General features: G+C 33.2%; 24 protein-coding genes. All 24 read left to right on the forward strand.

Annotated features, from left to right (window positions below; all coding sequences use genetic code 11):
* The first annotated feature begins 5 nt into the window (after positions 1-5).
* The 24 genes from mfd (at position 6) to THYS13_RS11060 (ending at position 25577) form a co-directional block, all read left to right on the forward strand.
* A complete protein-coding gene (gene mfd / locus THYS13_RS10945) occupies positions 6-3515 on the forward strand; it encodes a transcription-repair coupling factor (protein WP_042834552.1) in 3510 nt (1169 codons plus the stop codon).
* 53 nt (positions 3516-3568) lie between these two features.
* Positions 3569-4474 (forward strand): peptidylprolyl isomerase, encoded by a 906-nt coding sequence (locus tag THYS13_RS10950; protein ID WP_042834553.1) that lies wholly within the window; start codon positions 3569-3571, stop codon positions 4472-4474.
* Positions 4475-4577: 103 nt separating this feature from the next.
* Positions 4578-5129, forward strand: a complete 552-nt coding sequence (spoVT, locus tag THYS13_RS10955; protein ID WP_003870433.1) for a stage V sporulation protein T — start codon at positions 4578-4580, stop codon at positions 5127-5129.
* Between the two features lie 72 nt (positions 5130-5201).
* Positions 5202-6056 (forward strand): sporulation peptidase YabG, encoded by an 855-nt coding sequence (gene yabG / locus THYS13_RS10960; RefSeq protein WP_042834554.1) that lies wholly within the window; start codon positions 5202-5204, stop codon positions 6054-6056.
* A 188-nt stretch (positions 6057-6244) separates the two neighbouring features.
* Positions 6245-6514, forward strand: a complete 270-nt coding sequence (locus tag THYS13_RS10965) for a Veg family protein (protein WP_042834555.1) — start codon at positions 6245-6247, stop codon at positions 6512-6514.
* 108 nt (positions 6515-6622) lie between these two features.
* Entirely contained in the window at positions 6623-8149 is a 1527-nt protein-coding gene (locus THYS13_RS10970) for an SPOCS domain-containing protein (protein ID WP_042834556.1), read from the forward strand.
* Between the two features lie 95 nt (positions 8150-8244).
* Positions 8245-9114: a 4-(cytidine 5'-diphospho)-2-C-methyl-D-erythritol kinase gene (ispE, locus tag THYS13_RS10975; protein ID WP_042834557.1), complete on the forward strand. Its 870-nt coding sequence runs from the start codon at positions 8245-8247 to the stop codon at positions 9112-9114.
* A complete protein-coding gene (locus THYS13_RS10980) occupies positions 9107-9784 on the forward strand; it encodes a GntR family transcriptional regulator (protein WP_042834558.1) in 678 nt (225 codons plus the stop codon). The genes ispE and THYS13_RS10980 overlap by 8 nt, the downstream gene beginning before the upstream one ends.
* 5 nt (positions 9785-9789) lie before the next feature.
* Positions 9790-10518, forward strand: a complete 729-nt coding sequence (locus THYS13_RS10985) for a nucleotidyltransferase family protein (RefSeq protein ID WP_042834559.1) — start codon at positions 9790-9792, stop codon at positions 10516-10518.
* Between the two features lie 66 nt (positions 10519-10584).
* Positions 10585-10797 (forward strand): CLC_0170 family protein, encoded by a 213-nt coding sequence (locus THYS13_RS10990; RefSeq protein WP_029689345.1) that lies wholly within the window; start codon positions 10585-10587, stop codon positions 10795-10797.
* 10 nt (positions 10798-10807) lie between these two features.
* A complete protein-coding gene (locus THYS13_RS10995) occupies positions 10808-12412 on the forward strand; it encodes a spore germination protein (protein ID WP_042834560.1) in 1605 nt (534 codons plus the stop codon).
* Positions 12396-13505, forward strand: a complete 1110-nt coding sequence (locus THYS13_RS11000; protein ID WP_042834561.1) for an endospore germination permease — start codon at positions 12396-12398, stop codon at positions 13503-13505. The genes THYS13_RS10995 and THYS13_RS11000 overlap by 17 nt, the downstream gene beginning before the upstream one ends.
* The gene (locus THYS13_RS11005) at positions 13489-14640 is read left to right on the forward strand and encodes a Ger(x)C family spore germination protein (protein WP_042834562.1); all 1152 of its coding nucleotides are present in this window, start codon (positions 13489-13491) and stop codon (positions 14638-14640) included. The genes THYS13_RS11000 and THYS13_RS11005 overlap by 17 nt, the downstream gene beginning before the upstream one ends.
* 70 nt (positions 14641-14710) lie before the next feature.
* Positions 14711-15346 carry a stage II sporulation protein R gene (spoIIR, locus tag THYS13_RS11010; RefSeq protein ID WP_042834563.1) on the forward strand — a complete coding sequence of 212 codons (636 nt, stop codon included), beginning with the start codon at positions 14711-14713 and terminating at the stop codon, positions 15344-15346.
* A gap of 92 nt (positions 15347-15438) precedes the next feature.
* On the forward strand, positions 15439-16149 hold the full coding sequence (gene sleB, locus THYS13_RS11015) for a spore cortex-lytic enzyme (protein ID WP_042834564.1): 711 nt from the start codon (positions 15439-15441) through the stop codon (positions 16147-16149).
* Positions 16150-16158: 9 nt separating this feature from the next.
* Positions 16159-17493 carry a germination protein YpeB gene (ypeB, locus tag THYS13_RS11020; RefSeq protein ID WP_042834565.1) on the forward strand — a complete coding sequence of 445 codons (1335 nt, stop codon included), beginning with the start codon at positions 16159-16161 and terminating at the stop codon, positions 17491-17493.
* 65 nt (positions 17494-17558) lie between these two features.
* Positions 17559-17756, forward strand: coding sequence for a small, acid-soluble spore protein, alpha/beta type (locus THYS13_RS11025; RefSeq protein ID WP_003867630.1), 198 nt, complete (start codon positions 17559-17561; stop codon positions 17754-17756).
* Between the two features lie 135 nt (positions 17757-17891).
* Positions 17892-18971, forward strand: a complete 1080-nt coding sequence (locus tag THYS13_RS11030; protein ID WP_042834566.1) for a D-alanine--D-alanine ligase family protein — start codon at positions 17892-17894, stop codon at positions 18969-18971.
* 27 nt (positions 18972-18998) lie between these two features.
* The gene (locus tag THYS13_RS11035) at positions 18999-19421 is read left to right on the forward strand and encodes a DUF1934 domain-containing protein (protein ID WP_042834567.1); all 423 of its coding nucleotides are present in this window, start codon (positions 18999-19001) and stop codon (positions 19419-19421) included.
* Position 19422: 1 nt separating this feature from the next.
* A complete protein-coding gene (argS, locus tag THYS13_RS11040) occupies positions 19423-21111 on the forward strand; it encodes an arginine--tRNA ligase (protein WP_042834568.1) in 1689 nt (562 codons plus the stop codon).
* A 56-nt stretch (positions 21112-21167) separates the two neighbouring features.
* Positions 21168-21812 carry an MBL fold metallo-hydrolase gene (locus tag THYS13_RS11045; protein ID WP_042834569.1) on the forward strand — a complete coding sequence of 215 codons (645 nt, stop codon included), beginning with the start codon at positions 21168-21170 and terminating at the stop codon, positions 21810-21812.
* Between the two features lie 563 nt (positions 21813-22375).
* Positions 22376-23311 (forward strand): ABC transporter ATP-binding protein, encoded by a 936-nt coding sequence (locus THYS13_RS11050; RefSeq protein ID WP_042834570.1) that lies wholly within the window; start codon positions 22376-22378, stop codon positions 23309-23311.
* A 10-nt stretch (positions 23312-23321) separates the two neighbouring features.
* Positions 23322-24437 carry an ABC transporter permease gene (locus tag THYS13_RS11055; RefSeq protein WP_042834572.1) on the forward strand — a complete coding sequence of 372 codons (1116 nt, stop codon included), beginning with the start codon at positions 23322-23324 and terminating at the stop codon, positions 24435-24437.
* Positions 24438-25577 (forward strand): ABC transporter permease, encoded by a 1140-nt coding sequence (locus THYS13_RS11060; protein ID WP_042834574.1) that lies wholly within the window; start codon positions 24438-24440, stop codon positions 25575-25577.
* Positions 25578-25597 lie beyond the last annotated feature (20 nt).

Genomic DNA, 25597 nt, shown 5'->3' on the forward strand with positions numbered 1-25597 from the left:
TGAACATGTTTACTCGTCAAATAGAAGAATTAAAAGAGATTAAAACAATAGAAGAATTTTTACAACACAGGAAAGGACCTATTTTGGCTTATGGGCTTACAGATTCTCAAAAAGCCCATATTGCCCATTATATAATGACTAAGTTTAACAAAAAGGTGTTAGTTATTGCTCCTGATGAGGTGGAAGCAAGAAAAATATACGAAGATTTGTATTCTTTTAATTTTGGCAATGCTTCTTTATTTCCCAAAAGAGAAGCCTTGTTTTATAAAATAGATGCTGCGAGTCAAGAAGTGGTGTCTCAAAGATTACAGGTAATTAAAAAATTGTCAGAAGAAAGTTCCCATGCTGTAGTTACTTCTATAGATGCAGCATTAGGTAAGCTCATACCTATGGATTTATTTAAAAAGTATCAGTTTGTTTTTAAATTAGGTGATACTGTGAATTTGGAGGAAGTTACAAAAAATTTGGTGACCATGGGGTATGAAAGGGTTCAAATGGTAGAAGGAAAAGGACAATTTAGTGTGAGAGGAGGAATAATTGACGTTTTTTCCCCTACCGAAGAATATCCATGGAGAATTGAACTTTTTGGCGATGAAATAGATTCCATAAGGACTTTTGATGTGATTACACAAAGGTCTCTAGAAAATATTGATAATATAAATATTTTCCCAGCTACAGAGTTTATCGCAGAAGCAGAGCACATCAAAAAGGGGATTTCTGCAGTTTCGAACTATTTAAATTCCTATTTGTCAAAAATAAAAAAATTAAAAAGTGGAATTGCAGAAAAATTACAGCAAAAATTTGAAGAGATTATGGAGGAGATTACCGAGGCTAAAAGGGTAGAAAATATTCATGAGCTTATAGATTATTTTTATGATGATGTCTATTCTATTGTTGATTATATGGGAGAAGAGGCAGTTATTATTTTAGATGAAAGCAGTCGTATTAAACAAAGGGTAAATAACCTTCAAATGGAATTTAATGAAAATTTCAAGGTTTTACTAGAAAAAGGAGAGGTTTTGCCCGAGCAAAGTAAGCTTTTTTTTGATTATGATGAAATATTAAAAAGAGTGAAAAATAATTTTTTACTCATAATGAATACTTTAGCAAAACCTGACAATGAATTACAGCCCCAAACGATTGTTAATTTTATATCAAGGTCTATGCATCCTTTTCACGGCAAAATGGATATTTTAGTAGATGATTTGAAATATTACAAAAACACAGGATATAAAGTGTTGCTTTTAAGTGGGAATCAAGAAAGAGCAAGAGTTTTAAAAGATACGCTTGAAAGTTTTAACATTGATACTGTAGTGATTAAAGACAGTGAATACGATATACAAAAAGGGCAAGTGGTCATATATCCTGCCTCTGTTAGCAAGGGGTTTGAGTATGTGGATGCAAAATTTGCGGTTATAAGCGATGGAGAAATTTTTGGTCAGACTAAAAGGAGTAAAAAAACTATAAAAATTAAAAATGCCGACAAGATAAAGAGCTTTACTGAATTAGAAGTAGGGTCATATGTTGTTCATGTAAATTATGGTATAGGAAAGTATGAAGGTATAGAAAAAATAAAAGTAGATGGGATTATAAGGGATTATTTGAAGATAATTTACGCGGGAGGAGATACCCTTTTTGTACCAGTGGAACAATTAGACCTTGTGCAAAAATATGTAGGACCGACAGACAATCCTCCTAAATTAAATAAATTGGGGGGGAGTGAATGGATTAGAGTAAAAAGAAAAGCCAAAAAAGCAGTAGAAGACATCGCAAAAGACTTGATTAAGCTTTATGCAAAAAGACAGATAGCTAAAGGGCATGCTTTTTCTCCTGATACTCCATGGCAAAAAGAGTTTGAAGAACAATTTCCCTATGAAGAGACAGAAGACCAGTTAAGGTGTATAAAAGAAATTAAAGAGGATATGGAAAAAGACAGGCCAATGGATAGACTTCTCTGTGGAGATGTGGGATATGGCAAAACAGAAGTAGCTTTAAGGGCTGCTTTTAAAGCAGTGGCTGATGGGAAACAGGTGGCTTTTTTGTGCCCTACAACTATCTTGGCTTATCAGCATTATACTAATTTCATAGAAAGATTCAAAGAATTTCCTGTAAAGATAGAAATGCTCAGTCGTTTTAGGACTCCTAAAGAACAAGCACAAATAATTAAAAGTCTGGGGGAAGGGACTATTGATATTATTGTTGGTACTCACAGACTTTTACAGAGTGATGTAAAATTTAAAGATTTAGGACTTTTAATTATAGACGAAGAACAGAGATTTGGGGTTGTTCATAAAGAAAAAATAAAGAAGCTAAAAGAAAATATAGATGTATTGACTTTGGCGGCGACTCCTATTCCAAGAACGCTACACATGTCTTTGATTGGGATAAGAGATATGAGTATACTTGAAAATCCTCCTGAAGACCGATATCCAGTAGAAACTTATGTAGTGGAATTTAATGAAGAATTGATAAAAGACGCAATACTGAGAGAAATGGGAAGAGGAGGACAAGTTTTTTTTGTATACAACCGCGTAAACGGCATAGAAAAAATAGCGTCTTTTATAAAGGAATTGATTCCAGATTGCCGAGTTGCTATAGCTCATGGGCAAATGGAAGAAAGTCAGCTGGAGAAAGTAATGATAGATTTTGTAAATGGAGAGTACGATGTGTTAGTCAGCACTACAATAATTGAGATAGGGCTTGATATACCAAATGTAAATACTATTATAGTTTATGATGCAGATAAGTTAGGGCTTTCTCAATTGTATCAATTAAGAGGACGAGTAGGTAGGTCAAATAGACTTGCTTATGCTTATTTTACTTATAGAAAGGATAAAGTTTTAAGTGAAGTGGCAGAAAAGAGGTTGGAGGCGATAAAAGAGTTTACTGAATTTGGTTCTGGATTCAAAATTGCCATGAGGGATTTGGAGATAAGAGGTGCAGGAAATCTCCTTGGAGCAGAACAACATGGTCATATTGATGCAATTGGTTATGACTTGTATTTAAAGCTTTTAGAGGAAGCTATACGAAATTTAAAGGGAGAAGCTCCCAAAGAAGAGATTACTACCACAATAGACATAAAAGTCAATGCTTATATTGACTCTTCCTATATTGAAGACGAAAATTTAAGATTAGAAATGTACAAGAAAATAGCCTCTATAGAATCTAGAGAAGATATGATGGAGATTTCAGAAGAACTTGTAGATAGGTTTGGCGATTATCCAAAACCTGTAGAGGCACTATTAGAAATTGCTTATTTAAAAGCTATTGCTTCTCAGGTCAACATTACTGAAATAACTGAAAAAGGAAACGCCGTAATTTTAAAGTTTAAAGATACAAAATCAGTAAATATGCAGGCTATAGAAAAGGCAATAAAGGAATATGGAGGGAATTTAGTATTTTCAAGTCAAGTACAACCGTACCTTACTTATAAATTCAATAAAAAAGAGACTATACAAAAGGAACTTATAGAATTGGTAGAAAAAATAAAAAGTTTGCAGTTAGTGGAGAAATGATATATAATTAAGTTATCTCTATGTAAACTTTTTAAAGTCAGGAGGATGTTATTTTGAAAAGGAAAATCGCATTACTTTTATTTTTTGTTTTTATAGTATTTTTAACCGTATCCTGCTCTGCCAAAAAAGACGTTGTTGCAACTGTTAATGGGGAAAACATTACAAATACTGAATACAAAAAAGCTTTTGACCAAGTAAAAGCCCAAATTGAAAGTAGTCCACAATATACAAAAGACATATGGAATCAGGATTATCAAGGGAAAAAATTTTTAGATGTAGTAAAGGAAAATGTGCTTGATAATTTAATTGCTCAAAAAATACTTGTGCAAGAGGCAATAAAAAATAATATTACAGTTACAGATAAAGAAATAGATGATGAGTATCAAAAAGAAAAGGAAGTTAATAAAGATATTACAAAGGAAGATGTGAAAAATTACCTTTTAATAAATAAGCTCTTTGACAAATATACAAAAGATGTAAAAGTTACAGAAGAAGAGTTAAAAAAGTATTATGATAATAATAAAGAACAGTTTGAAGTAGTGAAGGCTAGTCATATATTAGTGGCTGATGAAAAAACAGCAGAAGATATATACAATCGACTTATGAAAGGGGAAAATTTTGCTACTTTAGCAAAAGAGTATTCTACTGATACGGCTACAAAAGACAAAGGAGGAGATCTGGGAGAATTTCCTCATGGTGTTATGGTTCCTGAGTTTGACCAAGTAGTTTTTTCACTTAAGAAAGGTGAGATATCAAAACCTGTTAAGACTGCTTATGGATATCATATAATAAAGTCAGAGGGTGTTACAATAAAACCTTTTAATGAAGTAAAAGATGCGATAGAAAGATATTTGTTAAATAATAAGAAAAATCAGGTTATTAAAGAAAAATATGATGCGCTTGAGAAAGCAGCAAAGATACAAAAGTTTCCTCAAAATATAAAAGTAACAGTGGGATAAAAATCCGGCAATTTAGTTGCCGGTCTTTTTTTGCGAATAAATTTATGGAAAAATATAAATACTAATCTTGAGCTAAAAATTTTAGGAAATGGAGGTATTTACTTTGAAGGCTACAGGAATTGTACGCAGAATAGATGATTTAGGAAGAGTTGTTATTCCTAAAGAAATTCGAAGAACATTAAGAATTAAGGAAGGAGACCCTTTAGAAATTTTTACAGATAAAGAAGGAGAGATAATTTTAAAGAAATATTCTCCAATAAGTGAATTAAGCGATTTTGCGCAAGAGTACGCTGATAGCATATATCAATCTACAAAGCACCCTGTATGCATTACAGATACAGATAATGTAATAGCTGTTTCCGGAGTAGCAAAAAAAGAATTAATTGATAAACCAATAAGTCAAGAATTAGAAAAATATTTGGAAGAAAAAAAGACGATAATGCTTGGGACTGGGAAAGATAAAGGACCGATTAAAATAGCAGATGGACAGGAATTTAACATTACATCTCAAGTTATAGTTCCTATTATTTCAAGAGGAGATACAATAGGAAGTGTGGTGATTTTTACTAAAGAAGCCGGTGAAGCAGTTACAGAAGTTGAAGCAAAAATCGCTGAAACAGCTGCTGCTTTTTTGGGTAAACAGATGGAAGAATAAATTTATATACACATATATATACCCCTCTGCATATTATAAACTATGAATTAAGCTGCGCAGGGGGGTTAATTTATGGCTTTTCGCATTAATGATATTGTAATGAGAAAGTCTTATGGCTCTGACATTTTGTTTAGAGTCATTAATGTTATAGATAATAAAGGAGTAAGACATTATCTTTTACACGGTTTAAACATGAGAATAATTGCAGATGCACCAGAAGATGACCTTATAGAGGCTTCTCGCGCCAAAATTGCGGAATATGATAGGCCTTATAGAGAAAAGGCAGAATACCTTTTAAAAAAAATTGCTTCTTCAAAAAGCCTTCAGCGAAAAAAAGGGATGGTACGTGCAAGTCAGCAAGAGCCTTACGGAAGGCCAGGAAAAGTTCTTCACATAGATGGAGATGAAGAATATTTAAATATATGTCTTGATGCTTATAAAAAGGTTGGTATGGAAGTCGTAGGAGTAGTGGTAAAGGAAGAAGAACAACCAGATAAAGTGTATGACCTTTTAGAAAAATATAGGCCGGATATATTGGTTCTTACAGGTCATGATAGTATAAGAAGCAATAGCAGGGATTATGGCGATATAAACAACTATAGAAATTCTAAATATTTTGTGGAAGCGGTTAAAAATGCAAGAAAGTACGAACCTGCACTTGACAATTTAGTGATTTTTGCAGGAGCTTGTCAATCAAATTACGAAGCTCTTATAAAGGCGGGAGCCAATTATGCTAGTTCTCCAGAAAGGGTTTTGATACACTGCCTTGATCCAGTCTTGGTGAGTGAAAAAGTGGCTTTTTCCCATATAAATGAGCTTGTAAAAATTGAAGAATTAATAGAAAACACTATAACTGGATCACCAGGAATTGGAGGATTGCAGACAATGGGAAAATTTAGATATGGTGTTCCAAAAGGCAAATATTAAATTAATTTACTCCGTAAGCTAAAAATCAGTAATTAAATGCAAATATCTCTGAAATTTTCATATTTTTTTTGTTTTTTGCATAAAAATCATTATTGACAAATAGGTAGGTGCACTGATATAATATTATACCCTTGACATTGTCTGAAAATTGTGGTACAATATTTTCAGCATGTGCTAAGGAGTTGATAATGTTGGCAGATAGATCAACCCTTGATGAAATAAAAAAACAATTGGATAAACATATAGGGGCTCGAGTTCGCCTTAAAACAAATGGTGGTAGAAAAAAGACCATAATAAAAGAGGGATTATTAGAAAAGACATATCCGAGCATTTTTATTGTGGTATTAGATGGACAAGGAGCGACCCGTAGGGTTTCTTACAGTTATTCAGATATTTTAACAGATACGGTAGAGCTAACCGTAATGGAAGGAAACAAAAAAATCCAGTGTCTCCAATGACCGAAGATATTCGGTCTTATTTTTTGGCATAATTTTACCTCAATAATTATATATATTATATTAGCATTATCTTATTGTAAAGGACAATTATTTTAAGGAGGTAAAAGCATGCCACAGGTGTATAAAGATATTTTAGAGTTTGATTCTGTATCGGGTACATATGATACTCAACTTCTGGTAGAGAGTGATATAATTATTCCTGAGAATGAACCGGACGTGCTGGTACTTTTGGCATTAAATCCTCGGACATATATTAATGAAGTTTTTGTGACAGAAGGAAAAGTTCAGTTTGAAGGTAAATTAGCATTAGATATTTTGTATTTGGGTGAAAAAAATGGAGAGCTTGAAAGGATTGAAAAAGAAATTGATTATTCCCATGTCATTGAGGATGAAGGCATTGATAAGAGGAGCAGATGCATGTTAGTTGCAAATATTGAAAATGTTGACTACAAGTTGGTAAACAGTAGGAAAATAAGTATGAGAGCTGTAATAAAGATACAATGCAGGTTAGTAGTATCTGATAAAAAAGAGGTAGTAATAGGAGCTGAAGATTCGATAAAAGTTGAGTCCTTAAAGAAAAAAGTGAAGTTAATGCATACAGTAGGGCAAAATAGTGTAGAAGTCTTTGTAAAAGATAAAATAAAAGTTCCTGATGGAGAGGCCCCTATTCAAAAAGTCGTAAAAACAGATGTGGCAGTAAAACCGGAGGAAATTAAAGTCACTGATAACAAAGTGATAATTCAAGGAAGTGTGCAATGTAATATTTTATACATCTCACAGGAAGGAACATTTGGAAATTTAGAAACAGATTTAAATTATGCAAATTTTGTAGATATTCCTGGGGCTTTAAGTTATATGTCTGCTAAAACTCAAGAGGAAGTCGTGGACATAATTACAACCATGCTGGAAGATGAAAAGGGAGAAAATACTATTTTAGATATAGAAGTCACAATAAGAGTAAAAGTTCAAGTGTTGGAGACGGAGGATAGAGAGCTTCCTGTTGATGCCTATGGCACAAAAGCTTATATTCAACCCATAAAAGAAAATTTAACTGTGATAGAGGAATTACAATCTTATAAATCTCAATTTGTAGTCAAAACTACTGTAGAATTACCTTCTTTCTTAAAAAGATTTATAGATGTTGTGGTTATTCCTGTTATATCTGACTACAGTGTAGATATCGATAAATTGGTTATAGAAGGAATATTAGATTATACTATTTTATATTTGTCTGAAGAAGGTAGTGTAAAGTCTTATAGAGATGAATATCCCTTTAAGACTTTTGTTGAGATAAGTCAAGTTAAAGGACCCATGTTGGTTGATATAAAAATTTCTCATGTTTCCTATGAAATAATGGCTATGAAAGAGATTGAATTAAAGTTTGCAATTGATAATACAGTTGATTTACTTGCAGAGAAGGAAATGGAGGTTATTATAGACCTTAAAGAAATCGAAGCACCAAGAGAAATCGATAATAAACACAGCATTGTTGTTTATATAGTTCAAAAAGCTGAAACCTTGTGGGATATAGCTAAAAGGTATAGAGTAAGCCTTGAAGAATTAATTTCTACCAATGGTTTAGAAGAAGATAAAGTTTCAGAGGGAATGAAATTAATAATACCTATGCAAGAGTGATACGCAGGAGACTGCGTATTTTTTTTACAGAGAATTTATTGTATAATGTATAATATATAAACTATAATTATTATTGAAAGAGCGTGGATGGAGAAATGAAAAAAATCAAAGCAAAAGCCTATGCTAAAATTAATTTATCTTTAGATGTATTAGGAAAGAGAGAAGATGGATATCATGAAATTTCTACAGTGATGCAATCGATTGATTTGGCTGATATTTTGGAGTTTGAAACAAGCGAAATAGTCAAGGTTTTTTGTAGTGATCATAGAGTACCAGAAGGAGAAGATAATTTAATAGTGAAGGTCATCAACCTTCTAAAAGAAAAATACCAAATAGAAGAAGGAGTGTTGGTCAAGCTTGACAAGAAAATCCCTTTAGCTGCCGGCCTTGCTGGGGGAAGTGCTGATGCTGCTGCTACAATTGTGGCATTAGATAAATTATGGAATTTGAATATGTCAAAAGAAGAAAAAAAAGAAATTGCTCTGAAAGTCGGAGCAGATGTTCCTTTCTGTCTGGAAGGTGGGACAAAGCTTGCGAAAGGCATAGGGGAAATATTTGAAAATTTAAAGGTTCCATCTATGAGTTTACTTCTTGCAAAACCTGATATTGAAATTTCCACAAAAGAAATTTATGATAAATGGGACAGGCTTAATTTTAAAAGTCACCATGCTACTTTTTTAGTTGTTCAAGCTATACAAGAAGGAAACATATATAAAATTGCAGAAAATATAAAAAACGATTTAGAATTAGTAACTTCTCGGGAATGTGAAGTTATTAATCAAATAAAAGAGGAATTGCTTAAAAAAGGTGCGTTAGGATGTGCTATGTCGGGTAGTGGTCCCACTGTTTATGGAATTTTTGACGATTTAGAAAGACTTAAGAGAGCTCATGAGGATTTAAAAGAAGTTTACAGTTTTGTGTTTTTTTCAAAAACTATAGATAAGGGGTTAGAATTGTATGAATGATTTTCTTCCATTGGAAAATTACAAACCGTTAAGAGATGTAGTTTTTGATTACATGAAGGATGCCATAATTACAGGTAAGTTAAAACCTGGAGAAAGACTTATGGAAGTTCAACTGGCAGAAAAGCTGGGAGTAAGTCGGACTCCAGTGAGAGAGGCGATTAGAAAATTAGAGCTTGAGGGGCTAGTTGTTATGGTTCCTCGAAAGGGAGCTTATGTAGCAGATTTGGATGCAAAAGATCTTTTGAATGTTTTAGAAGTAAGAAGTTCGTTAGAAGGATTAGCTGCTTCTCTAGCTGCTGAAAGAATAACGGAGGAGGAAATTGATAAATTAAAAAGAATTGTAGAAGAATTTCAAAAAAAGATAGAAGAAGGTGATAATGAAGGGTTAATAAAATTGGATAAGGAATTTCATGACTTAATTTTTGCTGCTTCCCGTAATGATAAATTAATACAAATAATGAATAATTTACAAGAACATGTACACAGATTTAGAGTCAGATATATAAATGAAGAGAAAAAAGCGAAAAAAATATATCAAGAGCATAAAAAAATTACAGAAGCTATCGAAGCAAGAGATACAGATGCTGCAAGAAGATGGGCAGAGAAGCATATACGCAATTTCCAGACAGAGGTTGTAAAAGACATAAAGTATTTTAGTTACAAGGAGTGATTTGGGTGAATGCCATAATTTTGGCCGGCAGTACTAAAGAGGACAAATTACCTGATAAAGCTTTTGTTAAAATAAATGGGAAGTATATGGTCTCTTATGTAATTGAGGCTTTAAGAGGTTGTGATAAAATAGATAAAATTGCAGTAGTTGGAGATACCGAAAAGCTTAAAAAAGTAGCAGGGATAGATGTTATCATTGAACAAGCTGACAATATAATGGACAATGTTTTGAAGGGGGTGGAGCCTTTTAAAAATGACAAAAGAGTCTTGATTCTTACTTGTGATATTCCTATGTTGACTAAAGAAGCTGTTTGTGATTTTATTGAAAAGTCAGAGGCTACAGGAGCGGACTTATGTTATCCTATTGTTAGAAAAGAAGATAATTTAAAAAAATTTCCTGAGGCTAAAAGGACTTATGCACGGGTGAAAGAAGGAGTTTTTACAGGGGGCAATATTTTTTATGTTAACCCCGGAATCATAGATAGATTAATAAAAGATGCGAAACAATTTATAGCTTATAGAAAAAAACCATGGAAATTAGGAAAATTATTAGGAGGAAAGATATTATTTTTATTTTTAATAGGGAGACTTTCAATTTCTCATATTGAGAAAAAAGCAGAAGAGTTATTTAACATAAAAGGGAAGGCTATCATATCTAAATATCCAGAAATAGGTAACGATGTTGATAAAGAAGAAGATGTAGTAATGGCAACTAAATATCTCAGTCGAAAATAGGCATAGGCCTATTTTTTTTGTATATTTTTTTTCTGAGTGCAAAATATATATTCAGAAGGTGATGCGATGTATAGCTTATTGCATTTTGTAAGACAATATTTTACAGTTTATATGTTTGCTAATGTATTCATTGTAGGGATTTATGAGACTTTTATTGAGCCTAAATTTTTAGAGAGGAAGGGACTAGACAGAGATTCTAAGCTGTGTAGGTGGATTGGATTATTTTATATTTTCATTGGAATAGTTGCTATTATTTTACGAACCTTTTTCCCTATGTAAGGAGGAGAATATGAGATTTTTTGATAAGATATTTGGCAAAAAAGACGATAAAAAAGAAGATAAAAATGGTATACCAGCTTCAAATAGTCTTAAGGTAAATTTAGATTATATAAAAAATAAATTAAAAGATTGTGATGATGTAATATATAGAGATATTTGGGTAGGGGAAAACCAACAGTATAACCTTGCAATTGTATTTATAGATGGGCTTGTGGACAAAGACCTCATAAATGACCATGTACTCCACTCTTTGCTTTTGGATTCAAGACAGGCAGCCCCTTCTATTGAGAAGATAAAAGGTAATTTATATGAGGTTATAAAAAAAGGGACTATAACAGGGGGAGATATAAAAGAGATTACAGATTTAGACAAGTGTATTTTGTCAATTTTGAGTGGAGATACTGCATTATTGTTTGAAGGCTCACCTGAAATAGTCATTATTTCTAGCAAAGGCTGGCAAATGAGGTCAATTTCTTCTCCCGAAGCAGAGACAGTTATAAGGGGCCCACGGGAAGGATTTACAGAAACAATAAGAGTAAATACTGCCCTTGTAAGAAGATGGATTAAAGACCCAAATTTAAAAATAAAACAAATACAGATTGGAGAAAGGACTCATACAGATGTAGCTGTGCTTTATATCGATGATATTGTTGATAGAAATGTGTTGGATAAAGTGATGGAAAGGCTTAAAAACATAAAAATAGATGGAGTGCTTGAAAGCGGGTTTATAGAACAATTGATTGAAGAAGATTGGCATTCACCATTTCCTCAAGTTTTGAGTACAGAAAGGCCTGACAAGGTTGCGGGTTCCCTTTTAGAGGGAAGAGTGGCAATTTTGACAGATAATACTCCTTTTGCTCTTATAATACCTACTACTCTCGCTACTCTTTTTCAATCGCCTGAAGATTATTACGAAAGGTGGATGATATCTTCCTTATTGAGAATTTTAAGGTTTCTTGCAGCAATTGTAGCACTCGTTTCACCAGCTGTTTATATAGCTTTTACGGCCTATCATCCTGGCCTTATACCTACTAAATTGACTTTATATGTTGCAGCAACACGACAAGGTATCCCTTTTCCTGCTTTTTTTGAAGCTTTTATTATGGAAGCTACTTTTGAACTTTTAAGAGAGGCAGGAGTTAGACTCCCTGTACCTATAGGGCAAACTATTGGCATTGTAGGTGGTCTTATTATAGGGCAAGCTGCTGTCCAAGCGGGTATTGTAAGCCCATTGATGGTAATAGTGGTAGCCGTTACGGCTGTAGCTTCTTTTGCAATACCCAGTTACAGTGCTGCTATTGCTTTTAGAATGCTAAGATTTATATTTATGAGTCTTGCGGCTGTTTTTGGTCTATATGGTATAATGCTGGGCTTTATGGTAGTTTTAACACATTTGGTTGTTTTAAAAAGTTTTGGGGTTCCATATCTTTCACCTTTTGTGGAAATAGATATAAGTGACCTTGCAGATACATTGATAAAAGCTCCTATAATGTACTTTAAAAATCGACCAGAAATTTTGAATACTCCTGATAGAAGAAAGATGAAGGATTTAAGGGGAGAAAAAATAGAAAGCATAGAAGACGATAGGAGAGACAACAATGATAAAAAACAATGACAAAATCTCTGCTAATCAAGTTGCTATATTACTTTTCACTACCATGGTAGGAGCTGGAATATTAAGTCTTCCTGCAGATGTTTCAAAAGAGGTAGGACCTAATGGGCTTATAGCTATCTTAGGAGGAGGAATTGCTTCTCTTTTTTTTGCAAGGCTGATACTTTATTTATCTTCTAAATTTCCTACAGAAACTTTTGTTGAATATACCTGTAAACTTATAACAAGACCTATTTCTATTGTTATAAATGCTGTGCTGGTATTTTACTTTGTAATGTTTGCAAGCCTTGATGTAAGAATTTTTGGGGAAGTTTTAAAGATATATCTTTTACCAAATACTCCCATTGAAATGATAATTGTTACAATGCTTTTTACTTCTGCTTATTTAGTGCGATATGGACTTGAACCAATTACACGAATGTCAGAAATTTTGTTTCCTATAATGGTGATACCTCTTGTATTGCTTTTTTTGCCGGCTTTAACTGACGTAGACTTAAGCAATTTTCTTCCGTTTATGAGAGTTTCGTTAATTAAGTTTTTTAAAGGAATGCTTTTGACTACATATAGTTTTGTTGGTTTTGAGATATTGTATTTGCTTTTTCCATATGTAATTGATAGAGACAAATTAAAAAGAAGTGTCAATTCAGCAATGTTTTCTACGATGTTGTTTTACATGTATATAACTTTTTTTGTAATCGGCATATTTGGATACAAGGAAACAAGGGAACAGTTGTGGCCTTTTTTGACCCTCATTAAATCTATTAATTTTCCTGTGTTTTTTATTGAAAATGTAGAGGGAATTGTAATGGGAATATGGACATTTACCATCTTTACTTCTATTTATTCTTTTCACTATTTTGCTATTTTAACTATTACAAAGCTTTTAAAAGCCAGAGAACATTCTTATTTTGTATTGCCGGCAGTTCCAATAATGTATTTGATATCCCTAATTCCTGATTCTATTGTGATAGTTTATAAATATGCGGGTTATGTTTCCCAGTACATGTCAGTGTTTTTTATTGCTATATTGCCAATACTCCTGTATATCATTTTAAAAGTTAAAAGATTAGGTGGTAAGGATGAAGAGAAAAATTAAAATATTTTTACTATTGGTTTTAATCGCTCTCACGTTAACAGGATGTTGGGATAAAATAGAAATAGAAGATAGAGCTTTTGTGATGGCAATAGGCATAGATCTATCTTCTTCGAATAAAAGGTATGTTGTGACTTTTCAATTTCCTAATGTCGCTCAAATAGCGAAAGGTACCAGTGGTGGTGGAGGAGGAAGTGAAAAGCCAAGTTTTGCTGTCTCTGAAGTAGCTGATACAATTTTTTCTGCTTCTCGCCATATAAGTACAAGAATTGATAAAGCGTTGTATTTGGGTCATACACAAGCTATTATTTTTGGCAAAGACGTAGTGGAAAACAAAGATAAATTTCAACAAGTTTTAGATTCTCTTGACAGAAGTTATGAATTGAATCGTAAAGTTTATCTTCTTGTAACTCCACAAAAAGCTCAGGATATTCTTCTAAAAAAATACGAAATGGAACCAAATACAGGAGCTTATATTAGAGATATATTCAAACATTACAACTTGACATCAAAATTTCCAACAATTGACTATAATAAAATTACTAAGTCTCTTCATGAGACGAACGGCAATGCGATAATCCCAAAAATAATTAGAGGAAAAGATGAAATTAAAATAGCAGGTTCTGCTATTATTAAAAATTATAAATTAGCAGGTTGGATGGAAGATGATGAAAACATGGGGTATATGTGGCTGACTGGTCTTGTGAAGGGAGGAGATATTTCTATAAGTATGCCAGGAGATGGAGAAGAAATAAAGATCCCTTTTAATATTTCAAATGTTATTAGAAGGCGAGATGTTGAAGAAAAAAATGGGAAAATTATTTATAGAGTTAAACTGGAGGTAGAGGGAGATATAACGGAATATACTTTTGAAAGGCACGGAGAAATGATGAAAGATGATTTGTTAAACGTAATAGAAAGAAAAACTAGTAACGAAATAAAGAAGATGACACAAAAAGCTATAAATAGATTTCAAAAAGAATTAAAAGTAGACATGCTAGGTATAGGAGATTATATTGAAAAATATCATCCAAGTTTATGGGAAAAGGTGGGGAAAGATTGGGATAAAATTTTTCCGGAGGTAGAAATAAAAGTAGATGTTACTTCTCATGTCCGAAGGATAGGGCTTTTCAGGTAGAAGGGTATATTTTTTAATATATTTGGTAATACTTTAGTTAAACTAAAGATTTGGGATGGAGGATAAAATTATGAAAAGGTTAATTGCATTGATGGTATTAGCAATTATTATAGCAGTAAACTTTTATGGAGCTAAAGCTTCTCATTTGCAAAGAGAAGACCTATCCCGCAAATTAATAAGGTTTCATGTGATTGCCAATAGTGATTCAGAAGAAGACCAGGAATTAAAACTTAAGGTTAGAGATGCTATACTTGTTGATTTAACGCCTAAATTTGAAAAAGTAAAAGATGTAAAAGATTCGGAAAGGATTATAAAGCAAAGTATTGAGGAGATTAAAAAGGTTGCGGTGGGAGTAATTCGTAGAGAGGGCAAGAATTATGATGTGAAAGTTGCCTATGGTACCTTTGATTTTCCTACTCGGTATTATGGAACTATTACTCTTCCTGCTGGGAATTATAATGCGCTTAAAGTAGTTATCGGAAACGGCGAAGGTAAAAATTGGTGGTGTGTAATATTTCCTCCCCTTTGTTTTATTGATGCTACCCACGGGTTTACAGATACAAAAACTGCAGAGGAAGTGGCTAAATATCTTTCTCAAGATGAGATGGAACTCATTGAGAAAGAAAAACCCAAAGTTAAATTCAAAATAGTTGAAATTATAGAGGAATATTACAATAAATTTAAAGTGGCATGGAAGGCGCCTTAAAGGGCGCTTTAATTTTTTAAATTAAAAACAGCGTATAATACTTTTACTACTACAAAAAATATTTACAAACACCAAAGAAAAGGAGGTTCAAAATGAAAATAGATTTTATTCTCCGCTTAAAGATTATAATAACGGTTTTGGCTATTTTTATAACAGCAGTTTTTGAATATGCAGCTTATGATTTGACTAAAACAGCTATGTCTAACCTTTATTGGGGGAATACAGGTAGTGATGTTGCCAAAGTTCAAGCACGGCTTAAAGACTGGGGATATTATACGGGAGCTGTAGATGGATTTTTTGGGGTTAGAACGTGGCTGGCAGTTCGGAAATTTCAAGCATATAATGGACTTAGAGTTACTGGAATTGTAGATGACGATACAAAAGTAGCTTTAGGTTTTACAACTACTGCTCAAGATTTAGCGGCTTATCAGTCTTCTTCTTCTGTCACCACAAATGACGATGTCTATCTTTTGGCAATGCTTATAAATGGAGAAGCGAGAGGGGAACCTTACATTGGAAAAGTTGCAGTTGGAGCTGTGGTGATGAATAGAGTAAGAGACCCGAGGTTTCCAAAAACTATTGCCGGTGTTATATTTCAACCAGGGGCTTTTTCTGCTGTAGAAGACGGTCAAATGTGGTTACCTCCTACGAACGACAGCATAAGAGCGGCAAGAGATGCAATTGCTGGATGGGACCCTACTGGTGGTGCTTTGTATTATTACAATGCCATGAGGGTGACAAATTACTGGATATTTAACAGGCCAATTATAACCCAAATAGGCAGCCATATCTTTGCAAGGTGAGGTGAAAAAATGTTAAAACGAGGCTTGACGGCTTTTGCTTTAATTTTAATATTAGTTCTAGGAGCATGGGGATATAGGCAATATATTGAAAAAATTTCTTATCACCGGTATTTACAAGCACAATATGATAGGTCTTTTTATCAATTGGTGTCTAACGTAGAGAACATCGAAACTTCTATGGGAAAACTAATGGTAGCTTCTTCAGATAAAACTACTATTCCTATTTTAGATGAAATATGGAGGGAAGCTTTTTCAGGGCAAGAGCACTTAAATCAACTTCCTATAGGGCAGCCTGAAATGGATAATACTTCAAAGTTTTTGACACAAATTGGCGATTACGCTTACAGTCTTACAAAAAAAGTTGCTTCAGGGCAAAAATTATCACAACAAGATTTAGCAACCCTTACGAAATTGCAAAATTATGCGATATTTTTGGGTAAAAACTTACAAGACTTAAGAAAAAAAATTCAAGGTGGATATGAATTAGGGAACTTACGTCAAAAAGGTGCACAAAAAATGGGTGAGATTGATAGCAAAATTTTAAATGTAAAAATGAGTAGTGTCAATCAGACTATGACAAATTACCCTACTTTGATATATGACGGTCCTTTTTCTGAAAGTTTAGCAAAAACTACACCTAAAGGTTTAGTTGGGAAAGAAGTTTCTTACGATAGAGCTTTACAAATAGCAAAAGATTTTTATGGAAAGCCTGTAGAATCACAAAACAAGTATAGTCCTAACAATGGAAAAATAAAAGCTTATGGGATAGAATTAAAATCTCCAGGTAAATTACCTGTTTATATAAATGTCAGTCAAAAAGGTGGACATGTTGTATGGATGATGGACCAGAGAAGTGTGAATAAAATAAATATTTCTCAATCACAAGCTTTGCAGTATGCTAAAAAATTTTTAGAAAAACACGGTTTCAAAAACGTGGAAAGTACTTATTCTATGAAGGCGGATGGTAGTGTACAGCTTAATTTTGTTTCTGTACAAGATGAGGTATATTTGTATCCGGACATTGTCAAAGTGAAAGTAGCACTTGACAATGGTGACATAATCGGATTTGACGCTACAGCTTACTACATGAATCATACGGAGAGAAAATTAGAAAAGCCAAAACTTACGGAAAAAGAAGCGGAGCAAAAAGTAAATAAAAACTTAAAAATAGAAGGAACAAAATTAACACTCATTCCTTTGGAGGGCGGGAAAGAAGTATTGGCTTACGAATTTAAAGGAACATACAAAGGTGATACATTTTACGTGTATATAAATGCATTAAATGGAAATGAAGAAAAAATTTTAAAGGTTATAAAAACAGAACATGGAGATTTGACCATGTAGTCCATAACATAAAAGTGCTTTTAAAGTGCAAAATAAGTGTAGGGCAAAAGAAGGAGGGAATAAAAATGGGTAGACGCAGAGGCTTAATGTCTGACCAACTTAAATATGAGTTGGCTAAAGAACTCGGCGTTTACGACACAGTAATGAAGGAAGGTTGGGGAAGTGTTTCTTCTAGAAATTGCGGTAATCTTGTAAAACTTGCAATCGAAAAAGCAGAAAAAATGCTTGTAGAAAATTATAACAACGGAAATACCACCTTCTAAATGCCCACCAAGCCGGGGAAAAAAAACTTGTTCTTTCCCGGCTTTAAAATTTATAAAATAAAATTTTTCTTGAATACATATTCTTAAAAGAGTAGAATAAAGATAATGTAAGAAAAATTAGTGGAGTGTGAGAGAATGGCGAAGAAGAAATTAGCTGTTTTATTTGGTGGACAATCGGGAGAACATGAAGTCTCTTTAATGTCTGCAAAGTCTATAATAAACAACCTTGATAAAGATAAATACGATATTTACATGATAGGTATTACAAAAAAAGGAGAATGGTATTTATATAAAGGAGATGTAGAAAAAATAGAAACCGGAGAATGGGAAAAAGAAGGAATTCCTGCAACTATGGGAGCTTCTACGAAGTATAGAGGAATAATAACTTTCGAAGACGAAAAAAATGGTTTTTATCCTATAGATGTGGTATTTCCTGTTTTGCATGGACCTAATGGAGAAGATGGGACTATACAAGGGCTTTTAGAATTATTAGATATACCTTATGTAGGAGCTAATGTGCTTTCTTCTGCTTTATGCATGGATAAAGTTTTTACAAAAAGGATTTTTAAGGAAGCGGGGCTACCTACATCTGATTTTGTAGTAGTATATAGAAAAGAGATTGAAGACTTAGAAGCTATAAAGAAAAAAGTTGAACATTTGGGATATCCATGCTTTGTAAAACCTGCTAATTTAGGCTCTAGTGTTGGTATTACCAAAGTCCACAATGAGGAAGAACTTCCTGGGGCCTTGAAATTAGCTGCAAAATATGATAGAAAATTGTTGATAGAAAAAGGAATAGATGCTAGGGAAATTGAATGTTCTGTGCTAGGTAACGAAAATCCGCAAGCCTCTATTGCAGGAGAAATTGTTCCTTCTAATGAATTCTATGATTATAATGCTAAATATTTTGATGGAGGTAAATCTCTTCTCTTAATACCTGCACCACTTCCAGATGAAAAAATGGAAGAGGTAAGACAATTGGCTATAAAAGCATATAAGGCGTTGGATTTGAGAGGTATGGCGAGAGTAGACTTTTTAATGGATAGAAATACAGGGACTCTTTATTTGAATGAAGTTAATACCATTCCCGGCTTTACAAAAATAAGCATGTATCCTAAACTGTGGGAAGTAAGTGGAAAGCCGTATTCAATATTATTGGACGAACTTATAAACTTAGCGATAGAGAGCTATAATGAAAAATGTAGAGAATGGTGAGAAACAAGGGAAGAAGGGGAGAGGTAATTGAAAAAAGCGATTATATCTGTAAAAGGTACTCAAAAAAACGATCGAAATGAATCTGATACAATTGAACTTATTACAGAGGGCAGTTTCTATATTAAAGGCAATACTTTTTATGTAGTATATGAAGAAAGTGAATTATCAGGAATGGATGGAACTACTACTACTTTAAAAATTACAGAAGACAAAGTTACATTATTGCGATTTGGCACTAACAAATCTAAAATGGTTTTTGAAAAAAACAAAAAATACAAGTCTAACTATGATACCCCTTATGGAAAAATTCTTTTAGGAATACTGCCGAAAGACGTAAAAGTAACTATGTCGGAAACTGGCGGTGAGATTACTATAAAATATGCTCTTGACCTTAATAACAAGACTGTGAGCGATAATGAACTATACTTAAAAGTGCGGGAGGTAAACTGACTTGGAGAATATTATACAAAAGGTAAAAGATGAAATAAAAGACATGGTGACTACCGCTATTAAGAATTCTGTAAAAGAAGGTTTGATAAATATAGAGGTTATTCCAGAGATAGAAATAGAAGAACCAAAAGAAAAGCAACACGGGGACCTTGCAATAAACACGGCGATGGTAATGGCAAAAGAAGCTAAAATGGCTCCTAAGAAAATTGCGGAAATTATTGTTTCAAAAATGGACCCTTCAAATACTTTTATAGAAAGGATTGAAATCGCAGGTCCTGGCTTTATCAATTTCTTTTTGAAGGATAAATTTTTGGAAGAAACTTTAAAGCTCGTTTATGAACGAGGGAAAGATTATGGACGAGTAAACATTGGAAATGACAAGAAAGTGCAAGTGGAATTTGTGTCAGCAAATCCTACAGGTCCTATGCATATGGGAAACGCAAGAGGTGGTGCTTTAGGAGATGCCTTGGCGGCAGTACTTGACTATGCAGGATACGATGTTACAAGGGAATTTTATATAAACGACGCAGGAAATCAAATGGAAAAATTTGGATATTCTCTTGAAGCAAGATACCTGCAATTATTGGGTATACCTGCTGAAGTGCCCGAAGGCGGCTACCACGGGGAGGACATAATAGATAGAGCGAGAGAGTTTTTAGAAATATACGGAGATAAATATAAAGATGTATCATCAGAAGAGAGAAGAAAAGCACTCATAGAATATGGACTTAAGAAGAATTTAGAAAAAATAAAAGAGGATTTGGCGCTTTACGGGATAGAATATGACGTGTGGTTTTCTGAACAATCTCTTTATGACAGTGGAGAAGTATATAAAGTAATTGAAGAACTTAAGCAAAAAGGATACACTTATGAAAAAGACGGAGCTTTGTGGTTTAAAATGACATTATTTGGCGCGGAAAAAGACGATGTATTAGTGAGGGCCAATGGGTTTCCTACATATCTTGCTTCAGACATAGCCTATCACAAAAATAAATTTATAACTCGCGGATTTGATTGGGTTATAAATGTTTGGGGTGCGGATCACCATGGTCATGTTGCTCCTATGAAAGGAGCGATGCAAGCACTTGGCATAGATCCTGACAGGCTTGACGTTGTTTTAATGCAGCTTGTGAAACTTATAGAAGGCGGTCAAGTTGTCAGAATGTCCAAAAGGACAGGCAGAATGGTGACACTACGAGATCTGATAGATGAAGTAGGGAAAGATGCAGCGCGGTTTTTCTTCAACATGAGGTCTGCAGACAGTCCCATTGATTTTGACCTTGACCTAGCTAAAGAACAGTCAAATGAAAACCCTGTTTTTTATGTCCAGTATGCCCATGCGAGGATTTGCTCAATTATTAGACAGTTAGAAGAAACTGGAGTAAAGATAGATAATATAGATGAAGTAGATTTAAGCCTTTTAAAAGAAGAAGAGGAAAAAGAATTAATTAAAAAATTGGCATATTTTCCAGAAGAAATTACCATTGCAGCAAAGACATTGGCACCTCATAGGATTACGAGATATGTACTTGATGTAGCATCGCTTTTCCATTCTTTTTATAACAGTCACAGAGTAAAAGGCGTAGAAGAAGATTTGATGAAAGCAAGGTATGTGCTTATATTAGCAGTAAAGACTGTCATAAAGAACGTCTTAGATATATTAAAAATAACTGCACCAGAAAGGATGTAAAAGGCGGTTTTTCCGCCTTTATTTTGTGGTATAATATGGTTAGGAGGTGTTAATTTATGAATATAAAATGGTTGGGACATGCCTGCTTTAAGTTGACATCTGAGAAGGGTACAGTCATTGTCACAGACCCTTTTGATGAATCAGTTGGGTACCCTATGCCAAATGTGAAGGCAGACATTGTGACATCTTCTCATTCCCATTTTGACCACAATTATTTTAAGGCAGTAAAGGGAAACTTTGATATTGTTGACACAGTAGGAGAACATAATATAAAAGGTATCAACATAAAAGGTGTAAATACATTTCATGATGACGAACATGGTGCAAAAAGAGGTAAAAATATAGTTTTTGTTTTTGATATTGATGGAATCAGAGTCTGTCACATGGGAGATTTGGGACATGTTTTAACGGAAAAGCAAGTTGAAGAAATAGGACCAGTTGATGTGCTACTCATTCCTGTTGGAGGCTATTATACAATTGATGCAAAACAAGCGGTAGAAGTAATGAATCAGCTAAAGCCAAAAATAACCATACCAATGCACTATAAAACAGAATTTATTAATTTCCCTATTGATACTGTGGACAACTTTTTAAATATGACAAAAGGTAAAAAGATTTTATCCACAGAAGTGGATATTACTAAAAAAGATTTAGAAGGTGAGCCAAAAATAATTGCTTTAAATTATCAGTATTCTATGTAAAAATTTTTTTAAAAATAAATGAATATAAAAAATAAAAAGGGGCAATATAATAGTGTAAGGTTCGTAATGGTCGAGCCAAGGTCATCACAGGATGCAAGTTCTGTAATGGCCGGCCAAAGATTGGTATTCGATCAAAAGGTCGGATGCTAGTCGGCGGGCAGATTATAATATGTCCATGTAAAGCCTTCATTTTAAGGTTAAAAAGGATGTATTATAGTCGAGCTAAGACTATTATAGGTGCCGCAGGTCGAAGTACGTCATGTACTTAGACTGGAGGTCTTATGCAAAGTGCATAAGGTTTCTAAGGTATCTATAATAGTCGAGCATAGGTCAGTACAGGTTTTGCAATACCTTGCCTTTTAAGTGAGGTATAAAGAGATTTGTACTGGCTGAAGCGAAGACCATTACGAGCCTTACTTTGTGACTTTAGTAATAAGGAAATGGTGACTTTATGTACTACAAAACTTTCACCATTTCCTTTATTATATTATTAGAAAACCAAATTCAAACAAAGAAGACGGTTTTTTCGCCCGAAAATTTATTTTGTAAGGAGAGGGTATTTCATGAAGATAGTTAAAATGAAGGATGTGATAAAAAGGTTTGGTGATGTTATAGCTTTAGACAATGTAAATTTAGAAATAGAAGAAGGAGAAATTTATGGACTTTTGGGTCCCAATGGTGCAGGAAAGACTACAGCTATAAGCATAATCTGCGGACTTATAAGTTTTGATAAAGGAGAGGTTTATGTTTTTGATAAAGACATAGATAAAGATGCTGAATTTATAAAGAAAAATATAGGTATTGTGCCTCAGGATGTTGCTATTTATGGGGATTTAACGGCCTATGAGAATGTAAAGTTTTTTGCAAGCCTTTATGGACTTAAAGGGAAAGAGCTAAAAGAAAGTGTAGAAATGGCATTAGAGTTTGTAGGTCTTTCAGATAAAGAAAAAGAAGTGCCGAATAAATTTTCAGGTGGTATGAAAAGAAGGCTAAGTATTGCCTGTGCCATTGCCCATAGACCTAAATTGATGATAATGGATGAACCTACAGTAGGTATAGACCCTCAATCGAGGAATCACATTTTGGAATCTGTTAAAAAGTTAAATGAAATGGGTAGTACAATTATTTACACAAGTCACTATATGGAGGAAGTAGAGGCTATCTGCACGCGGATTTCTATAATGGACCATGGCAAGGTTATAGCTGAAGGAACAAAGGAAGAGCTCACTTCAATGGTTACAGATGTGAATACAGTTTATATTGAAATTGGCTCAATTGATGGAATAAAAGAGGAGGAACTAAAAGGAATAAAGGGTGTAAAAGCTGTTGAGATAAGAGATAGCACGATAAAGATAACAAGCTTAAAAGATGTGGGGAATTTTAATGATATAATCCACTATTTTATTTCAAAAAACATACCAATACGTAACCTAAGAAATGAAATTCCAGATTTAGAGGCAGTTTTTCTTACACTTACAGGGAGAAAATTGAGAGATTAGAGGTGAGAATATGAGAATCTTTACCATAATGCTCAAAGAAATAAAAGAAATCCTTTATGAGAAACAAGTAATGGCACTTATGATACTATTGCCAATAGTTCTTATTGGAATTTTAGGTTTTGCGTTTTCCTCAACATCAGATATAAAATTAGGGGATATAAAAGTCATATATACAGATGAAGGAGATACGATACTTTCACAGGGTTTTAATACTTTTATTAAAGAAACTGATAAAATGGGAGTAAAGTTTGTAGAAATAAAAGATGTAGATAAAGGAATAAGTGAAATAGAAAAACGCAAATATGATGGTTATGTTTTTTTAAAAGGTAAAGATATAACTTTTTATAAGAATGCACAGGGAGATATAAAAACAGAGATTGTAGCAAGTATGATTGACTCTTTTGTTGATACTTTTAAAGGAATGACAGCTATAGCTTCACAAAATTCTGCCTTTCTTAAAAATAGCAGCGATATAAATTTAAACAAAGAATTTGTAAAAATAACCTCTATTGACAGAAAAGTTAAACAAACCTCATTCGATTATTATTCTGTTACAATGCTTACTTTAATAATTTTATACGGTGCTATGAGTGGTGTATTTTCAATAGATATGGAAAGGACAAAAAAGACAGGGCACAGAATATTAGCTTCTCCTGTTAAGAAATATGAAATATTGATGGGGAAGGTCTTAGGAGTAACTTTTTCTGTTTTTATACAGGCCTTGATTATTGTTCTTTTTAGCAAATACATCTTCGGAACTAATTGGGGAAAGGATATTGTAACAGTTTTTGTGATTATAATTAGTGAGATAATTTTTGTGGTGGGCTTGGGAGTGAGTTTGGGGTTTATTATAAAAAATGGAGCAATGGCACAAGGTTTACTAAACGGTATAATTCCTTTTATAGCCTTCTTAGGTGGTTCTTATATTCCTGTAAAAGAAATGGGAAGTCAATTTATTGAGAAACTTTCAAATTTTTCCCCAATTACGTGGACAAATACAGCCATATTTAACGTGATATGGGGAAGCAATTATCAATATGTACAAAAAGCCCTCATGGTAAATTTGATTCCTGCGGCTTTTTTCATAGTGTTGTCAGCTTATTTATTCAGGAGGGAGGCTTTTTAAGTGAGAGAGCTATTTTTGGTTATGAAGAATACAGTAAAGTTGTTTTTTAGAAGGAAAGGGAATATTATTTTATTGATTTCTGGTATTATAATTCCACTTTTCTTTTTGCTTTTTACCTATGGCGGCAGTGGACAGCTTAGAATAGGTGTTGTAGATAAAGATGGGAGTCTTATTTCTCAAGATTTAATTAATTCATTGGGGAAAACTGATAAATTCAAGGTTGTTTTTCTGAAAGAAGATGAGATAAATGATAAAGTATCGAAAGGAAAAGTCGACAGTGCTATAGTGATTCCTCAAAAATTTGAGGAAGGGATTTTGAATGGAAATCCAAAGGATGTAGAGATTGTATCAATAAAAGGGGAAGAAACAACTTTATTTTTGAAAAGTTATCTTGACCGCAAGATAAATGTTCTTTACAATTTGAGTAAGGCATCTTATGGAAATAAAGAAAGTTTTTATAAGATGTACAACCTTTATAAGAATAGTCCTTTTAGCTTGAAAACATATATTGTTGAAGATATAGGGAAGACGGCAGTAGCAACAACAAGAAGTTTGGGATTTTTTATAATGTTTTTGATGTTTAGCACTTTTAATATTTCTAATTTTATACTTGTGGAGAAAAGAGATAAAACTTTTTACAGAATTTTTGCTTCTCCTTTAAAGCCAAGAACTTATTTAGCGAGCAATTTCTTTGTAAATTTAATTTTGACAGTTTTTCAAATAGCTTTTATACTTGCGTTAATTACCTTTATATTAAACTTAGGCTTCACAAAAGCGACATTTGATGTTTTTTTAGTACTGGTCTCTTTTGGGATAACCTCCATTGGTTTAAGTTCAATGATAGTTACTTTTTCACCCTCTACAAGTTATTCTAATACTTTGTCTACTTTGATTATCACACCTACTTGTATGTTAGGAGGAGTCTTCTGGCCGCTTTATTTAATGCCTAAAGCACTTCAAAAGCTTTCTGACTTTATACCACAGAAATGGGCAATAGATGCTGTAGAAAAAATTCAAATGGGCAGTAGTTTAAGCGATGTTTATATTGATATAATTATACTTTTAGCCTTTGCCTTAACCTTTATTCTTTTAGGAATATATAAAATTAAAACTTCTGAAAAAATGGGAGATTTTATCTAATTTATATGTTATACTCTGGT

Source organism: Thermoanaerobacter sp. YS13, from assembly GCF_000806225.2.
Classification (GTDB): Bacteria; Bacillota; Thermoanaerobacteria; order Thermoanaerobacterales; family Thermoanaerobacteraceae; genus Thermoanaerobacter; species Thermoanaerobacter uzonensis.

What these genes read in the sequence shown, in the direction of transcription:
- mfd (WP_042834552.1), top strand. Translation starts at nt 6, where the DNA reads ATGTTTACTCGTCAAATAGAAGAATTAAAAGAGATTAAAACAATAGAA.
- ispE (WP_042834557.1), top strand. Translation starts at nt 8,245, where the DNA reads ATGAAAAAAATCAAAGCAAAAGCCTATGCTAAAATTAATTTATCTTTA.
- THYS13_RS10970 (WP_042834556.1), top strand. Translation starts at nt 6,623, where the DNA reads ATGCCACAGGTGTATAAAGATATTTTAGAGTTTGATTCTGTATCGGGT.
- THYS13_RS10965 (WP_042834555.1), top strand. Translation starts at nt 6,245, where the DNA reads ATGTTGGCAGATAGATCAACCCTTGATGAAATAAAAAAACAATTGGAT.
- THYS13_RS11005 (WP_042834562.1), top strand. Translation starts at nt 13,489, where the DNA reads ATGAAGAGAAAAATTAAAATATTTTTACTATTGGTTTTAATCGCTCTC.
- THYS13_RS11045 (WP_042834569.1), top strand. Translation starts at nt 21,168, where the DNA reads ATGAATATAAAATGGTTGGGACATGCCTGCTTTAAGTTGACATCTGAG.
- THYS13_RS11025 (WP_003867630.1), top strand. Translation starts at nt 17,559, where the DNA reads ATGGGTAGACGCAGAGGCTTAATGTCTGACCAACTTAAATATGAGTTG.
- yabG (WP_042834554.1), top strand. Translation starts at nt 5,202, where the DNA reads ATGGCTTTTCGCATTAATGATATTGTAATGAGAAAGTCTTATGGCTCT.
- sleB (WP_042834564.1), top strand. Translation starts at nt 15,439, where the DNA reads ATGAAAATAGATTTTATTCTCCGCTTAAAGATTATAATAACGGTTTTG.
- THYS13_RS11055 (WP_042834572.1), top strand. Translation starts at nt 23,322, where the DNA reads ATGAGAATCTTTACCATAATGCTCAAAGAAATAAAAGAAATCCTTTAT.
- ypeB (WP_042834565.1), top strand. Translation starts at nt 16,159, where the DNA reads ATGTTAAAACGAGGCTTGACGGCTTTTGCTTTAATTTTAATATTAGTT.
- THYS13_RS10995 (WP_042834560.1), top strand. Translation starts at nt 10,808, where the DNA reads ATGAGATTTTTTGATAAGATATTTGGCAAAAAAGACGATAAAAAAGAA.
- THYS13_RS11030 (WP_042834566.1), top strand. Translation starts at nt 17,892, where the DNA reads ATGGCGAAGAAGAAATTAGCTGTTTTATTTGGTGGACAATCGGGAGAA.
- THYS13_RS10980 (WP_042834558.1), top strand. Translation starts at nt 9,107, where the DNA reads ATGAATGATTTTCTTCCATTGGAAAATTACAAACCGTTAAGAGATGTA.
- THYS13_RS10990 (WP_029689345.1), top strand. Translation starts at nt 10,585, where the DNA reads ATGTATAGCTTATTGCATTTTGTAAGACAATATTTTACAGTTTATATG.
- THYS13_RS11000 (WP_042834561.1), top strand. Translation starts at nt 12,396, where the DNA reads ATGATAAAAAACAATGACAAAATCTCTGCTAATCAAGTTGCTATATTA.
- spoIIR (WP_042834563.1), top strand. Translation starts at nt 14,711, where the DNA reads ATGAAAAGGTTAATTGCATTGATGGTATTAGCAATTATTATAGCAGTA.
- THYS13_RS11050 (WP_042834570.1), top strand. Translation starts at nt 22,376, where the DNA reads ATGAAGATAGTTAAAATGAAGGATGTGATAAAAAGGTTTGGTGATGTT.